The organism is Shewanella sp. Shew256, assembly GCF_002196695.1.
Classification (GTDB): domain Bacteria; phylum Pseudomonadota; class Gammaproteobacteria; order Enterobacterales; family Shewanellaceae; genus Shewanella; species Shewanella mangrovisoli.
The window spans coordinates 196,177-209,994 of record NZ_NAJR01000002.1; the positions used below are offsets into that span (position 1 = coordinate 196,177).

Consider the following 13,818-nt stretch of genomic DNA (forward strand, 5'->3'; position numbering starts at 1 on the left):
TCTGCTTGTCCCGAAAAGGGCCTAAGTTATTACTCCAAAGGTGATTTATTCTCGGCACTTGAGTCACGTTTTTGTGAAATATCCGTGACATTTATCGTTTGCCAGGAACCCCTGAAGCTGGTCAGAAAACTACCAAAAGTAAACAGTTTACATGAAAGTTAGTCTGTTACCAGCAAAAAGATAAGTTTAGAGACCGGATCCTACCTGTGATTGTATTTAGATACCTTATTCGAGAAGTTTTAAAGGCGCAAATTGCAGTACTTTTCGTACTGTTAACTATTTTTATTAGCCAGCATTTCGTGCGCATATTGGCCGACGCCTCAGACGGTGAATTTCCTGCTTCTCTTATCGCCACCTTGATAGGCCTCAACTTACCCTATCTTGTTGTTCTCGTTTTACCTTTAAGTTTGTTCCTTGGGATCCTCATGGCCCACGGCCGCATGTATGCCGAGAATGAAATGGTCATTCTGCACGGTGTTGGCGTAAGTGAATGGTATGTTACCCGAGTAACGTTGATCCTCGCCGTTATCAACATGTTGTTTACTGGCTATTTATCCCTCTATGTTGCGCCTTGGGCGGAGGAACAGCAAAACCAAGTGCTCGAAAAAGCTCAATCCGAGGCGGGTCTTGCCGCAATAGTGCAAGGGCGTTTTCAGGCGAGTCCTAACGGCCGTGCAGTGCTGTTTGTCGAGCGTATCGGCAAGGATAACGACTTGGATAAAGTGTTTGTGGCCCAGTTGCCCGACCCCAATGACGAAATTGGTTTAACCAACGTGGTCGTGGCTAAAGGCGGACGGGTTTTGGAAGATCAGAACGGCTCGCAGCAATTACAACTCAATGATGGGGTGCGCTATCAGGGCAGCCCACAACAGAAAGACTACCAAATGATTGAGTTTGGTGGCTATAAAATGCAAATCAAAGAGCAACAGGTCGATGAGCGTCGCCGTAAACTCTCTGCCTTACCGCTCACAGAATTGATGAAAGTCGAAGGACCAGAAGCCGTGGCCGAATTCCATTGGCGTTTAGCGATTCCGCTGGCGATTCCTATCATGACACTCATTGCCGTGCCGCTGGCGCGAGTCAATGTGCGCCAAGGTAAATTTGCCAAAATGCTCCCGGCAGTACTGTTATATCTTGGCTACTTTGGCCTGATGGTCGCGGGACGTAAAGCCTTGCAGGATGGGGTGATCCCACAGTATTTAGGCATGTGGTGGATCCATTTGTCGGCACTCATTATGGGGATTTTACTCCTAGGTAAAGACAGACCCTTATTTGCTCGTTTATCGACGGCAATGGCGCGTAAAAAGGTGGCCGCATGAAGATTTTAGACCTTTATATCGCCAGAGTTTTATTAAGCACTTCGGCGCTGTGTTTGCTGGTGCTGACGGGCTTGTCGGGCATCATTAAGTGGGTTGACCAGCTGCGTTTAGTGGGGCGTGGTTCCTACACTATGATGGATGCCGGCATTTATGTGTTATTCCTCGTGCCTCGCGATATTGAAATGTTTTTCCCTATGGCGGTGCTGCTAGGCGCGCTGATCGGCATGGGGATGCTGGCCTCGAACTCTGAGCTAGTAGTGATGCAAGCCTCAGGGATGTCGCGGTTGCAGATCACCTTATCTGCGATGAAAACCGCAGTGCCATTGATGTTGATGGTGATGGCATTGGGTGAGTGGGGCGCGCCAGTGGCCGAGCAAAAGGCCAATGAACTCCAAGCCATTAAACTGTCCGGCGGTAGTTTGATTAAATCCCACCGAGGCATTTGGGCTAAAGACGGCGATTTGTTCGTGAATATCGGTGAAGTCGCCGATATTGATAAGCTGAATAATATTACTTTGTATAAGTTTAACAGTGAGTTAAAGCTTACGAATGTTGTGCATGCCAAGAGTGCCTTGTTCAGTAAGGACAGCTGGCATCTTATGGATGTAAAGCGTACTGACTTAAGCTATGACGAAGTTAAGCTCGAACACTTAGACGAAGATATTTGGCGCTCAAGTCTCACGCCCGACAAGCTCAGCGTAGTATCGGTCAAGCCTGAGGCGTTATCGATTCGCGGCTTAATGGGGTACTTAGATTACCTTAAAAATAACAGCCAAGATCCAAGCCGTTACGAATTAGCCCTCTGGCGTAAGGTGATGCAGCCTGTGACTGTTGGGGTGATGATGCTGGTGGCCTTATCTTTTGTGTTTGGGCCGCTGCGGACCGTGACTATGGGCGCGCGGGTGTTGCTTGGTGTGGTTGCTGGGTTTAGCTTCTATATCAGTAACGAGATCTTTGGTCCCATGAGTATGGTGTATGAGTTGCCGGCCTACGTGGGGGCCATCGCGCCGAGTCTGTTATTTACCGGCATTGCCTTCTACTTTATCCGGCGGTGATACACACGGGTAATAAAAAACGACGCCATGGCGTCGTTTTTTATTGGGGCAATGTTAGCTCAATCACGGTTGTGAGGCTTAGGTGCTAGGTTTAAGCACTATGGTTTAAGCGCTATGATTTAACCGCCTGTAGTTTATGCACCATGCCAATTGCGCATTTGGTTAGCTTCCTTAGAAAGAACAACCACTTCTGAGCGGGTCATCATATCCTGTAGTGCGAGTTTATCGTCGTTGATCAGCACCCACAGATTACCAATGCCGAGTAAAGACCAGACGATGCGCGCATAGGCGGTGATAAGGCTTAGGTTTTGGCCATTAGGATGTTGGATCTTAAGGCGCCAGGCGCGCATCCCGAGGGTTTGACCGCCCTTACTCCAAAAAAGCGCATAGAAAGTGCCTACGCAGAGCACTAACCAAAGTTGATAAATCCCATGGTAAATCGGCGTGCCATTGAGGGCGTCGGACACATGTTCAAAGCCATTCATGCTAATCAGGCCCGAGGCTGTGAGTCCGAAGAAAATACCAAAGCCGATGGCGCCAGCAAACATATACACGGCTACTGCGAGCAGCAGGTCATAGATCATTGCCCCTAAACGACGGAAAAATCCTGCACGGGGGAAGTTAGCATGTTCAGCATTTAACATCTGCAATCCTAATTCTAAATGGATAAATGACGATAAGGCTTAGGCCTCGGGTTCTTCATCACGTACAAAGTGGATATTGCTAAAACCAAAGCGCGCAAATTCGACCTTACGATAGTCTTTTTCAGCTTTAGCACCTTTGCGTGAGGTCATGGCAATTTGTTGTTCCATCGCGAGAAACTTAGTTAAGTCAATGCCTTCGGCTTCGGCCGCTGCTTCGTATAAATCGCGGTGTTTATCATAACTAAAGGCGATGGTTTTCGTCTCACCTTTGAAGGTGTAAGTCACTTGACGCGCCATGGTTTTCTCCTGAAAAAGTCCTGAAATAAGTCTGGAATTAGTTAAATTCGCTTCTAAAAATAAAATACACCGCACCGAGAATACACAGGCCAGCCCAGAGATAGTCGAGTTTGAGTGGCTCCTTCATGTAGAAATAGGCGAAGGGCACAAACAAGCTTAAGGTGATGACTTCCTGCAGGATTTTTAATTGGCCGACATTCATCACTGTGTAGCCGATGCGGTTAGCGGGCACTTGCAGTAGGTATTCAAATAGGGCGATGCCCCAACTGACTAAGGCGGCAATAATCCAAGGCTTTGAACCTAAAGACTTTAAATGCCCATACCATGCGAAGGTCATAAAAATATTGCTAAGACAGAGTAAACCAATAGTCGTTAGGGTGGGGTTCATCATTCTTCTCGATGATTAAGCTTATAAATCATATACATTGCATCGTCGGTGTAGCTGCCAAGGCATTTCTCAATGGCCTTAGGTTTAAAGCCCATTTTACGCCAGTAGCTATCGGCGCCTTGTACCGCGACCAAAGAGAGGGAGCTCAAGTTAAAACGATCCGCGAGCTGCTTTAAGCACATTAGGGCCTTGGAGCCAGCGCCTAAACCTTGAGCCTTTACCGAGATGGCAATATCGTGCAGATATAAGGTATCGGCCTTAGGTAACTGAGTGATGGGCTCATACAGTGCGGGAGGCATATTGGTGGTCCAAGGGTGGGCGAGGCAATAGCCCACCACCGACTCATTCACCTCAAACACAAAGCAGGATTGAGGTGAGACGTGCCACTTGCTTTGCAATACATGCAGGGGTTCAGGATCCAGTTGGGAGTAACATTCTTCCTGGATCTGTAAAATAGCATCCCAATCCTCTGGGGTGATTGCACGCAGTAACATGGTCGACCTTTTTCCGTCCAAAACAGTGTGAATAAATAAGTTGGGGATTATATACCCAAATCGCAGCAAAAGCTTTGAAACTCGGCAGTGCTGCGATTGTCTAGGCGGTTTACCGCGCTTATCCCAAATAACGTTGCTTCAAATGTTTAGCAAGATATTGGCTATTGAGCGGTTCGCCAGTGGCTTGAATGATGAGCTCATCCGTTGTCAGTAATGAGCCTTTGGACCAAATGTGGGTGCCAAGCCAGTCAAATACTTGGGATAACTGCCCATTATCGATAAGGTTTTCAATCGGGCCTAAGCTTCGCTCCAGCGCAAAACGGCATTGGGCGGCATACATGGCGCCTAAGGTATAACTTGGGAAATATCCCAATTCACCCACGGCCCAATGGATATCCTGCATACAACCATCGCGATAATTACCATCGGTATTGATCCCAAGCAGTTGTTGCATCTGGCTTGACCAAAAATCGGGAAGGTCATCCACACTCAGGCTACCGTCGATAAAGGCTTTTTCGGCCTCAAAGCGCAATAGAATGTGGCAAGGGTAAGTGACTTCATCGGCATCGACACGGATAAGCCCCGGATTGACGCGGGTATAGTGTCTTGCCAAGTCTTGGGCGCTGAACTCGCAGCCCAAATGCTGTTTAATCAGTGGTTGTAATTGGCGTAAAAACGCGGGATTGGCACCGAGCTGCATTTCACAAAATAAGCTTTGGCTCTCATGGACGCCCATGGAGCGAGCCAATCCTGCGGGCTGACCGCGCCATGGTTTCGGTAAGCCCTGTTCATAACGGGCGTGGCCAGTTTCATGCACTATGCCCATGATAGCGCTGCTAAAATCGGCTTCATTATAACGCGTCGTGATGCGTACATCGCTTGGCACTCCACCACAAAATGGGTGGCTGCTGATATCGAGCCTGCCATGGTTAAAGTCAAACCCTAAATAGGCCATCACCGCTTGGCCTAGGGCTTGCTGTGCCTTGATTTCGAAGGGGCCGTTAAGGGTAAGCTTGGGTTCACTGGCTTGTTTTGCCAGCACATCTTGGATAAGACTGGGTAACCACGTTTTTAAGTCGCCAAAGGTCTGTTCGAGCTTTGCGGTGGTCATGCCGGGCTCAAATTTATCGAGCAGGGCATCATAGGGGGAGATGTTAAGCGCCTGCGCGCGAATTAAGGCTTCTTCCCTCGCGAGGGAGATCACTGCTTTTAGATTCGGTTTAAAACCTTGCCAATCATTGTTTTTGCGTTGCTCGCGCCAGGCATTTTCACACTGGTAGGCCATTTTCGTTTTGGCCTGTACTAGCTCACCCGGCACTAAGGTCGCCTGTTGATACTGATATTGCATTTCCCTCAGATTGGCCTGTTGCTCTGGGCTCAGCGCCTCTTGTGAGGCTTGTGCGAGGTTATCGCCAAGCTCTGGCGCCGTTTTAAGGTTATGGATATGTAATGCCAGCTCAGCCATGGCATCGCCACGCTCACTGCCGCCACCGAGGGGCATCATGGCGGCCTGATCCCAATCACCTAGCGCACTAAAATGTTCAAAATGTGAAATTTTCTGGAAATGGGCCGTGAGTTTATCGTAACTTGGCGTAGGTTCTTTGGTGTTCATAGCGGTATCCATAGACTCAATCTTAAGGTGCTGTCGTTATCTATTAGCACGAAAAAATAACAATAACAGGATGATAATATCATGCAGCCAAAATCACATCACACTAAAACCCTTATGTCCATGACCATGGCGCTGTTGGTCGGTTTATCCAGTGCCGCCCATGCCGGAGCAGAGAGCTTTGCGCCTGGAACGGCTATCCCCGAATTTGGTCAAGTGGCTAAGGTCGAAAGCACCCTTGCTATCCCAGCGGGGATGAAGTTTAAGGTGGCATTCGATATGAGCAAGACGGCCGAGGTCGGCCAAGTGAATCGTCAGCTCGACAGCCTTGCCCGTTTTATTAATATGCACGTGGCAGCTGGCGTGAAAGAAAGCGATATTGAGCTAGCGATGGTGGTGCATGGCAGTGCCGTTGGCGATTTAGCCGATGATAGCTTTTATGCCAAGCAGCACAACGGGGCGCCAAACCCCAATAAAGCCTTAGTGAAAACCTTAGTGGCCCACGGGGTGAAGTTTTATATCTGTGGTCAGAGCGCCGCTTATTTTGACTTACACAACGCCTCTTTGTTACCGGGGGTCGATATGGCCCTGTCCGCGATGACGGCCCATGCGATTCTAACGCAGCAAGGATTTAGTCAAAATCCGTTTTAGGGTAAATTTTTTGTTTGGAAACTTTTTTGTTTGGAAACTTTTTTGTTTGGAAACTAGGCTCGCCTTGCTATTCTGTCGCTCGTAAGTTGATAATTACAGTGAAGTAAATGGAATGCTGTATCGTTCAAGGAGATGACTATGTGGGCGTTTTTAGTTGAACAGCCTAACCTACCTTACACTATTGCCTTCGCCTGCGTGCTTGTCCTTGGTGTGTTTGAAGCCTTAGCCCTAGTGATAGGGTTAAGCATGATGAGTGCGCTCGACCAATGGGTGCCCGCCGATGTGGATTATGATGCCGAGATTGGCGGTACTGGCCTGACGGGGATTGCGGGCTGGTTGTGTCTAAATCGATTACCCTTACTTATCTGGTTTGTGCTGGCACTGACCAGCTTTGCGATTGTCGGTTATATTGCAAATTACCTGAGCCTGCTCTTCACGGGCGTCTTGTTACCCCAACTCTTTACCTTACCGATTGCCGTGGTTGGCAGTGCGTTTGCCTGTCGCTATCTCGGGCGGATATTGGCTGAACTGCTCCCTAAGAATGAGTCTACCGCCATATCCCTTGATGATTTAAGCGGTTATGTCGGCACTATCACCTTAGGCTGCGCTATGAAGGGCATGCCATCGGAAGCCGTGGTGCGCGATAAACATCAACAAAAACATTATGTATTAGTCGAACCCGAAACCTCGGGGATCGAGTTTGCCAGCGGCACGCAAGTGGTGCTGCTGAAACGAGAAGGAAGAGTCTGGTCTGCGACTCGCTTTGATAATTAATTTTCCAAAGCCATTAACGAAAAAGGAAAGCAAATGGATGTGTTAAACGATGTAACCAGTTCGAGCAACTTCGTGTTGTTAGTTGCCGGAATGGTATTGATTGGCCTGATTGTGATTGGTCTGATTTTCGCCAAGTTATATAAACGTGCAACGAAGGAAATGGCCTTTGTTCGTACGGGGTTTGGTGGTGAAAAAATTATTAAGGACGGCGGCGCAATCGTCTTACCCGTGCTGCATGAAACCATCGCGGTAAATATGAATACCCTGCGTATCGAAGTGGAGAAAACCCAAAAAGATGCGCTGATCACTAAGGATAGAATGCGCGTCGATGTGAAGGCAGACTTCTATCTGCGTGTGGCACCCAATGCCGAAGGCATTTCAATGGCGGCACAAACCTTAGGTACCCGTACCACGCGCGTGGAAGAGCTGAAAAAGCTGATGGAATCTAAGTTTGTTGACGTGTTACGTGCGGTCGCGGCGGAAATGACCATGACCGAAATGCACGAGCAGCGCGCCGATTTTGTCCAGCGGGTGCAGAATAACGTCGCTAACGATCTCGAGAAAAACGGGCTAGAGCTCGAATCCGTTTCTTTGACGGGTTTTGACCAGACTGATCTGCAATTCTTTAATGAAAATAACGCATTCGACGCTGAAGGTCGTGCACGTTTAGCCAAGATTATCGAAGAAAAACGTAAAGAAACCAACGATATCCAGCAGGAAAATCGCATCAAGATCGAGCAGCGTAACCTAGAGGCTGAAAAAGAATCGCTAGAGATTGAAAAGGCCGAAGAAGAAGCGCGTCTGGTGCAGCAACAGTCGCTCGAATTTAAGCGTGCCGAGCAAAAAGCGGAAATTATTAAGCAAAAAGAAAACAAGTCCCGTGAAGAACGCGAAGCCGAGATTGCCAAAGAGCGTGCAATCGAAACTGCGGAAATCGAAAAGACTAAAGACATCGAAACCCGCGAGATTGAAAAGCGCAAATCTATCGAACAGGCCCGTATTCAACAGCAACGTGATATCGAAGTCGCCGAGCAGGAAAAACACATCGCGGTAGCCGCGAAGTCGGAAGAAGAGTCTGCCGCCCGTGCCCGCGCCGCTGAAGCGGAAAAAACCAAGGTAGAGAAAGAAGAAGCGGTTATTACAGTGCGCCAAGTGGCTGAAGCGAATCGTCGTAAAGAGATTGAAGTAATCGATGCTCGCAAAGAAGCGGAGCGCGATGCGGTGGGCGTGACAGTACAAGCCGAGGCGGAAAAACGTGCCGCCGAAGACAGATCGAGCGCGATTCTGATTGAAGCCCGCGCCAGTGCCGATGCCAAGAAGCTGCAAGCCGAGGCCGACGAGAAGGTCTATGCGGTTGAAGCTGCGGGTAAACAAGCTCTGTACGAAGCCGAAAACGTGCTGCGCGATGAGCAGATTGCACTGCAAAAATCCCTCGCTATCTTAAAAGCACTGCCTGAGATTGTCGCGCAGGCAGTTAAACCGCTGGAAAATATTGAAGGCATTAAAATTCTTCAAGGTTATGGCACTGGTAATCAACTGGCATCGGGAGCTGATGGCGCGGTCGCGCATCAAGGCGGTATCGCCGAGCAAGTAACCAGCGCCGCGTTAAACTACCGTGCCAATGCGCCAGTGGTGGATGCCATGCTGCGGGAGTTAGGTTTAGTGCAATCTGAGTCTGGCACCTTAAATGACCTACTCAATGGCAATAATGCTTTAACTACCGAAGCCTTAAATGTAGTGAAGTCGGCGAATAGCGGATTAAATGGTTATAGCCAGCAACATACTGTGATAGAGCCAAAGATAAGTAATTGATATTAATGGCTTAGATTAAAGCGCCTGCGGGCGCTTTTTTTATGCCTGAAACCGCAGCGCCAATTTGTAGTATTCCACTATTACCCTAAATTTAATGGTCGGAGTAGAGTGAAATCCGATGTTGCGTTTTCCCTTATCGAATAAAAGGAGTTTCTCATGGCCAATATTTTGATCATCGCTGGTGATTTTGTTGAAGATTATGAGCTAATGGTACCGTTCCAAGCCCTACAAATGGTGGGGCACAGCGTAACGGTTGTCTGCCCTGATAAAGTGGCGGGACAAACCATTAAAACGGCTATCCATGACTTTGAAGGCGATCAAACCTATACCGAAAAACCAGGACACTTATTTGCCCTAAATGGCAACTTTGCCGGTACCAACGCCAGTGATTTTGATGCGCTGCTGCTTCCCGGTGGCCGTGCGCCTGAGTATTTACGCCTAAATCCTGCGGTGATCGCCTTGGTGATGGACTTTGCTGCCCAAGATAAACCCATAGCGGCGATTTGCCATGGCGCGCAGTTACTGACGGCGGCCGATGTGGTACGCGGTAAGAAAGTGTCTGCCTATCCAGCTTGTGCGCCTGAGGTGAAACAAGCGGGCGCCGAGTATTGCGAGATTGAGGTGACGGCGGCAATCACCGATGGCAAGTTAGTCACGGCGCCCGCTTGGCCAGCGCATCCTGCATGGTTGGCGCAGTTTAACAAGTTATTGAATTAACGATATTCATCTAACGTTATTTATGGCATAACAGTTCGGGTAGGGCTTAAGTTGAGTATTCGCTGGGGACTTAAGCTAAGCGCAATGCTAGAGCTTAGCGCAATCGCCGCTTGGGGAGTGATATTGTGTGTGAAATCTATTCCGGTGCCGAACCCGAACTGTTTGAACTCAAAACCCGCTCTATTCGAATAGATGGGGTCGTGACGAGCGTGCGGCTCGAGGCGATTTTTTGGCAGATTATTGAAGAGATTGCCGAAGATGCCGAGCTGAGTGTGGCGGTGTTTTTAACCCGTATTTATCGTGAAGTGTTAACTCGCCACGGAGAAGTGGCAAACTTTGCTTCTTTATTGCGGGTTGCCTGCACCACCCATCTTAATCAGGGGCAGCGTTTGGTGTTAAAACCTAAGGTTGCGCAAAACGCAAAATCCTCTTAAATACCCATCTCATCGTTATGATTTACAAAAACTAAGCTTGTCACGTTATTGCAGAGCTAGTTTCTTGTGAGCTCCTAAAAACATGAGCTTTTTTCGGTTTAGCTGGCAAAGGCTTGGGTGTATTTTTGGATAATTTGTTCCACTTTTCCGTCGGCTTTTAGCTGTGCTATCACGTGATTGAGTGCGGGCAGTAGATCGGCATGCTCCTTACGTAGCCTGAGCACCAATACGCCATCGGAATGCACCGCCGCCAATCCTACGGGGATCTTAAGCTTGTTCGACCAATATAAGGCGGGATAGTTACCCGAGATAATGGCCGTGATGCGGTGTTTATCCAATGCCTTAATCAGCTCTTGCTCCGAGGTAAAATCGACACGGATAAACTCCTTGTCATCGTGGTACAAATATCCCCTGACGGTACCGATTTGCTTACCTTTAATTTCAGTGACTTCCTTAAAGGATTCGACATTCTCGGGTCTGGTCACCACGTATTCTGTGATGGGCATAATGGGATCGGATTTAACAAATAAGGGGCCAAAGTCTTGATCCGTAAACCAACTTGGGCTGACCACATCAAAGTCTAACTGGCCGGTTTCAAGGGCGTTGTTCGTCCGTTTTGGCGGCAAGGACAGGTTTTCGCCCTCGATATTGGCTAAGGATAAAATCAGTGGGATTAACTCAGACACCATGCCGGGGGCTTCGGGCTGATTCGCAATAAAATAGGGATACCAAGAATAGGAGCCGGTGATGTTGTACTTGAGTAGTTGGGCAAAGGAAGGCGGTGTAAACAACAGAAGTAATAAAACGGCGTGCGCTCGCCAACGACAGAGAATACGTCCTTTAACCATCTTATCCTTCACTCCTTGGTTGAACGAGCTTGGCGGTGACTGCGCTATATCTTACCTAGTCATTGTGAAAAATTTGTTATCTATAGCGCAGTTTCCCTATTCAAGCAGCTTTTTGGGCTTAAGCCAAGAGTAGGCACAGGGCTGGCAGCTGATTGTGCGGGTAAATTTGAAAGGTCTTATGGTGTTTAATCAGGCTAGTTTTCTTATTACCTTGGCTTATCAGCAAACCATGGGAGAGGGCGATTTGAGTCAACAGCTGCTCATCGGCGCGAACATAAAAGTTGATGGGTTTGATAAGCTGATTGTCTTGAATATGTTGAGTAAACTCTTTTACATCAATAACTAAGCTCGATTGGCCATCGGCGTCTAGCTTAAGCTTGGTGTTAATTTCGGTGTCAGTAAACACTAGCCATTCGAGCTGAGTTAACTCGGCAATCATAGCGTTTAATGCTGTACCTAACTCCACGTGCGAGTTTTCAACGCTCTGATATTGATGAACAATTCTTTCCAATAACCGCTTAAGTTCGGCGCCAGCACCTTGGCTGCGCGCCATACGGATCCATGCCGTGAGATCGTCGGCCACCAGTTTCGAGAAACGCTTCTCTTTGAGCGCCTCAACCATCCAGTTACACAGAAAATGACTCTCCTGCGCGGCTGTTCGTTGGGCTTTTTTAGCTTGGGCTGAGGCGGTTAAATCGGCAAGACCCGCGCGGGCGAGTTCGAGTACGGCTTGGTTATAGGTTTGAGAATTCATTGTGGCTCCGCCGCGGGCTAAAGGATTGATCTAATGGAACGTGTGGTATCGATTGCGGCCAAGCTAGTTTAGCAAAGCAGCCGCTAAATCGATAACGATTCTTAGCGACTGCTTAGATGATGGATAGATTATTCTGTCGTACCCACGAGGCTGGCGGCCGTTAGAATCAACTTAGGCGCGGGTCTCACTTTGTAGTTGGGATTCACATATTGGAAATGGATTAATCCTTGGGTATCAGCGATATAAATTGCTGGTACTGGCAGAACTAAGCGCTTATCGCCTTCGGGTGTGGTCCACAGTGGGTTATCCAGTTTTAAGCGACTCAGGTAAGTATCTGTCACTTGTTTACTGGTGTAAAAGGCAAGACCAAAGGCTTGCGCTGCCTGCATTTTTTCATCGGAAAGCAGCTGATATTTAAGTTCGTTTTTAGCGGCTGATGCCCTTAATTGTGCGGGTGTATCGGGTGAAATACCCACCAGTTGAAAGCCCATGTCGATAAGCTTAGGTTCGATGGCTTTAAGCTGGCCCATCTGGTTATTGCAAAACGGACACCAGCCGCCACGGTAAAAGAAGAAAATGGTTGGCTTTTGTGCTGTTAATTTTGCTAAATCAATACTTTGGCCATTCATGTCTTGCAAAGTGATTGCGGGGATGTGCTCGCCATTGAGCAATGGGCTCACCGAATATTCATCCTTGGCGATAGGTTGGGCTAACGTGGTAAAACTGCCGAGTAATAGGCTGGTGGTCAGTAAAAAGCGCTGTAGTAGGGACTGCATCAGTCATCTCTCCGTGTTATTTGGTTATTCTTTTTAATCAAGCTATTGAGCTAGGCTTGTGTCTTTGAGCCGGTCTAGGTTGTGGTGACTCAGATAAGAACGGCTAAAGGGCCAATTTATTGCAGTTTTAGTGGCACCTTTTATTAAGGAGAATGAATTAATCGTCAACGTGGTGGTGCGCTGTGGTGTGACTCAAGGGTGTGGTGGAGAAGCATGTAGTGATACTATTGCTTGCATGTTTATAGGTTACAGAGCAATTCACTCAATTTTTCAATAGGAAGCAGTAAATGGATAAGGGATTATTTAACACATTAAAGAAAGTCTATTATAAAAAGTCCTACCGCAAAGATGAGCATGGCTATCAGCAAAGAATCGATAATGGCGATGTGTTCGATGTCGATACGGGAACCTCTATCTATTCCTATCAAGGTTTGTCAGACGCCGAAATCGCATTGATTGAACAGAGTGGCTATCCGGTCAATAACAGGGTTAAGCTGAGCCATGATGATGTGGTGCTCGGCTATAAAGCGATACTAAAGCAGCCAAATCTTTCCCTCGACAATTTACTGGCGGCCTATTTATGTGGTTTTTCAAGCTTCCCCCGCGGTCGACAGCCCATACTCAGCTATCTGTTTGCTAAGGCGCTGCCAGAACATACGATGGCAACGGATAGTGACATTTGTCCTGTGTGTTCCATCAAGCGCGTTAATTGGATTGAGCAGGGGCAAGAAATCTTTTCCTGTTACGCTGGCAGTGTGTGGAACGAGCGCTGGGCGCACAAACTCATAGAATTACAAGAATTTTGTACGCTGGCGCCTTGTAAACCTAGTGCCGAGGACGTGGCCGTCTTCAGTGCTTTAATTGAGGCAATTCGTCAGGCTCCTGTAGATGAAACGCCCGGAAAGCTAGAACAAAGAATAAAAAAAGCCAAAATCCTTCCTCAATTTGAAAAGTACAGTTTCCGCGGTCAGCTAATGGTATTGGCAGAGCTTGGCATTATGCCGAATCCCTATGTTGCACCGCTCTACGAGACTTTTACGCCATTTGAGGATATCTGCAATATTAAATATCCCGGCAGTATCCGCTCTGACATCATCTTACCGCTTGCGGGCTGGCGCGGTGAAAATCCCATTGATGAGGCTCGACTTAACCAATTGTTTGCAAAGTATCTCTAAGTTTATTGTCTTTTCGGTGTTAGGGGCGCAGTTACCGTTAATCGGCGCAGTTTGAGGGGAAGTAGGCTTGA

General features: G+C 48.0%; 16 protein-coding genes. 8 read left to right on the forward strand and 8 right to left on the reverse strand.

What is annotated here, in order from left to right:
* Nucleotides 1-206 precede the first annotated feature (206 nt).
* Together lptF and lptG are read left to right on the forward strand one after the other, a co-directional pair.
* The gene (lptF, locus tag B5P39_RS03745) at nt 207-1,319 is read left to right on the forward strand and encodes an LPS export ABC transporter permease LptF (RefSeq protein ID WP_088210513.1); all 1,113 of its coding nucleotides are present in this window, start codon (nt 207-209) and stop codon (nt 1,317-1,319) included.
* A complete protein-coding gene (lptG, locus tag B5P39_RS03750) occupies nt 1,316-2,374 on the forward strand; it encodes an LPS export ABC transporter permease LptG (protein ID WP_011717857.1) in 1,059 nt (352 codons plus the stop codon). The genes lptF and lptG overlap by 4 nt, the downstream gene beginning before the upstream one ends.
* 134 nt (nt 2,375-2,508) lie before the next feature.
* On the opposite strand, the gene B5P39_RS03755 is transcribed toward lptG, so the two are convergent.
* The 5 genes from B5P39_RS03755 to B5P39_RS03775 form a co-directional block, all read right to left on the reverse strand.
* A complete protein-coding gene (locus tag B5P39_RS03755) occupies nt 2,509-3,018 on the reverse strand; it encodes an RDD family protein (RefSeq protein WP_011717856.1) in 510 nt (169 codons plus the stop codon).
* A gap of 39 nt (nt 3,019-3,057) precedes the next feature.
* Complete coding sequence (locus tag B5P39_RS03760; protein ID WP_088210514.1) at nt 3,058-3,315, reverse strand: DUF2960 domain-containing protein; 258 nt, start codon at nt 3,313-3,315, stop codon at nt 3,058-3,060.
* Between the two features lie 37 nt (nt 3,316-3,352).
* Entirely contained in the window at nt 3,353-3,703 is a 351-nt protein-coding gene (locus B5P39_RS03765) for a DMT family protein (RefSeq protein ID WP_037415674.1), read from the reverse strand.
* Complete coding sequence (locus tag B5P39_RS03770; RefSeq protein WP_088210515.1) at nt 3,703-4,197, reverse strand: GNAT family N-acetyltransferase; 495 nt, start codon at nt 4,195-4,197, stop codon at nt 3,703-3,705. Before B5P39_RS03770 ends, B5P39_RS03765 begins: the two co-directional genes overlap by 1 nt.
* 118 nt (nt 4,198-4,315) lie before the next feature.
* Complete coding sequence (locus B5P39_RS03775) at nt 4,316-5,809, reverse strand: carboxypeptidase M32 (RefSeq protein ID WP_088210516.1); 1,494 nt, start codon at nt 5,807-5,809, stop codon at nt 4,316-4,318.
* Nucleotides 5,810-5,890: 81 nt separating this feature from the next.
* Between B5P39_RS03775 and B5P39_RS03780 the strand changes: the two genes are divergently transcribed.
* The 5 genes from B5P39_RS03780 (at nt 5,891) to B5P39_RS03800 (ending at nt 10,194) form a co-directional block, all read left to right on the forward strand.
* Nucleotides 5,891-6,457, forward strand: coding sequence for a DsrE family protein (locus tag B5P39_RS03780; RefSeq protein WP_088210517.1), 567 nt, complete (start codon nt 5,891-5,893; stop codon nt 6,455-6,457).
* A 138-nt stretch (nt 6,458-6,595) separates the two neighbouring features.
* On the forward strand, nt 6,596-7,231 hold the full coding sequence (locus B5P39_RS03785; RefSeq protein ID WP_088210518.1) for a YqiJ family protein: 636 nt from the start codon (nt 6,596-6,598) through the stop codon (nt 7,229-7,231).
* A 33-nt stretch (nt 7,232-7,264) separates the two neighbouring features.
* Nucleotides 7,265-9,043: a flotillin family protein gene (locus B5P39_RS03790; protein ID WP_088210519.1), complete on the forward strand. Its 1,779-nt coding sequence runs from the start codon at nt 7,265-7,267 to the stop codon at nt 9,041-9,043.
* A gap of 156 nt (nt 9,044-9,199) precedes the next feature.
* The gene (locus tag B5P39_RS03795) at nt 9,200-9,760 is read left to right on the forward strand and encodes a DJ-1/PfpI family protein (protein ID WP_088210520.1); all 561 of its coding nucleotides are present in this window, start codon (nt 9,200-9,202) and stop codon (nt 9,758-9,760) included.
* Between the two features lie 125 nt (nt 9,761-9,885).
* Nucleotides 9,886-10,194: a ribbon-helix-helix domain-containing protein gene (locus B5P39_RS03800; RefSeq protein WP_088210521.1), complete on the forward strand. Its 309-nt coding sequence runs from the start codon at nt 9,886-9,888 to the stop codon at nt 10,192-10,194.
* 98 nt (nt 10,195-10,292) lie between these two features.
* On the opposite strand, the gene B5P39_RS03805 is transcribed toward B5P39_RS03800, so the two are convergent.
* The 3 genes from B5P39_RS03805 to B5P39_RS03815 form a co-directional block, all read right to left on the reverse strand.
* Nucleotides 10,293-11,042: a substrate-binding periplasmic protein gene (locus tag B5P39_RS03805; protein ID WP_088210522.1), complete on the reverse strand. Its 750-nt coding sequence runs from the start codon at nt 11,040-11,042 to the stop codon at nt 10,293-10,295.
* 118 nt (nt 11,043-11,160) lie between these two features.
* Entirely contained in the window at nt 11,161-11,796 is a 636-nt protein-coding gene (locus tag B5P39_RS03810) for a DUF2913 family protein (protein ID WP_088210523.1), read from the reverse strand.
* A gap of 128 nt (nt 11,797-11,924) precedes the next feature.
* Nucleotides 11,925-12,572, reverse strand: a complete 648-nt coding sequence (locus tag B5P39_RS03815) for a peroxiredoxin-like family protein (RefSeq protein WP_088210524.1) — start codon at nt 12,570-12,572, stop codon at nt 11,925-11,927.
* 287 nt (nt 12,573-12,859) lie between these two features.
* Between B5P39_RS03815 and B5P39_RS03820 the strand changes: the two genes are divergently transcribed.
* The gene (locus tag B5P39_RS03820; protein ID WP_088210525.1) at nt 12,860-13,747 is read left to right on the forward strand and encodes a hypothetical protein; all 888 of its coding nucleotides are present in this window, start codon (nt 12,860-12,862) and stop codon (nt 13,745-13,747) included.
* The last annotated feature ends 71 nt before the right edge of the window (nt 13,748-13,818 follow it).

What these genes read in the sequence shown, in the direction of transcription:
- lptG (WP_011717857.1), top strand. Translation starts at nt 1,316, where the DNA reads ATGAAGATTTTAGACCTTTATATCGCCAGAGTTTTATTAAGCACTTCG.
- B5P39_RS03755 (WP_011717856.1), bottom strand. Translation starts at nt 3,018, where the DNA reads ATGTTAAATGCTGAACATGCTAACTTCCCCCGTGCAGGATTTTTCCGT.
- B5P39_RS03760 (WP_088210514.1), bottom strand. Translation starts at nt 3,315, where the DNA reads ATGGCGCGTCAAGTGACTTACACCTTCAAAGGTGAGACGAAAACCATC.
- B5P39_RS03765 (WP_037415674.1), bottom strand. Translation starts at nt 3,703, where the DNA reads ATGAACCCCACCCTAACGACTATTGGTTTACTCTGTCTTAGCAATATT.
- B5P39_RS03770 (WP_088210515.1), bottom strand. Translation starts at nt 4,197, where the DNA reads ATGTTACTGCGTGCAATCACCCCAGAGGATTGGGATGCTATTTTACAG.
- B5P39_RS03775 (WP_088210516.1), bottom strand. Translation starts at nt 5,809, where the DNA reads ATGAACACCAAAGAACCTACGCCAAGTTACGATAAACTCACGGCCCAT.
- B5P39_RS03780 (WP_088210517.1), top strand. Translation starts at nt 5,891, where the DNA reads ATGCAGCCAAAATCACATCACACTAAAACCCTTATGTCCATGACCATG.
- B5P39_RS03785 (WP_088210518.1), top strand. Translation starts at nt 6,596, where the DNA reads ATGTGGGCGTTTTTAGTTGAACAGCCTAACCTACCTTACACTATTGCC.
- B5P39_RS03790 (WP_088210519.1), top strand. Translation starts at nt 7,265, where the DNA reads ATGGATGTGTTAAACGATGTAACCAGTTCGAGCAACTTCGTGTTGTTA.
- B5P39_RS03795 (WP_088210520.1), top strand. Translation starts at nt 9,200, where the DNA reads ATGGCCAATATTTTGATCATCGCTGGTGATTTTGTTGAAGATTATGAG.
- B5P39_RS03805 (WP_088210522.1), bottom strand. Translation starts at nt 11,042, where the DNA reads ATGGTTAAAGGACGTATTCTCTGTCGTTGGCGAGCGCACGCCGTTTTA.
- B5P39_RS03810 (WP_088210523.1), bottom strand. Translation starts at nt 11,796, where the DNA reads ATGAATTCTCAAACCTATAACCAAGCCGTACTCGAACTCGCCCGCGCG.
- B5P39_RS03815 (WP_088210524.1), bottom strand. Translation starts at nt 12,572, where the DNA reads ATGCAGTCCCTACTACAGCGCTTTTTACTGACCACCAGCCTATTACTC.
- B5P39_RS03820 (WP_088210525.1), top strand. Translation starts at nt 12,860, where the DNA reads ATGGATAAGGGATTATTTAACACATTAAAGAAAGTCTATTATAAAAAG.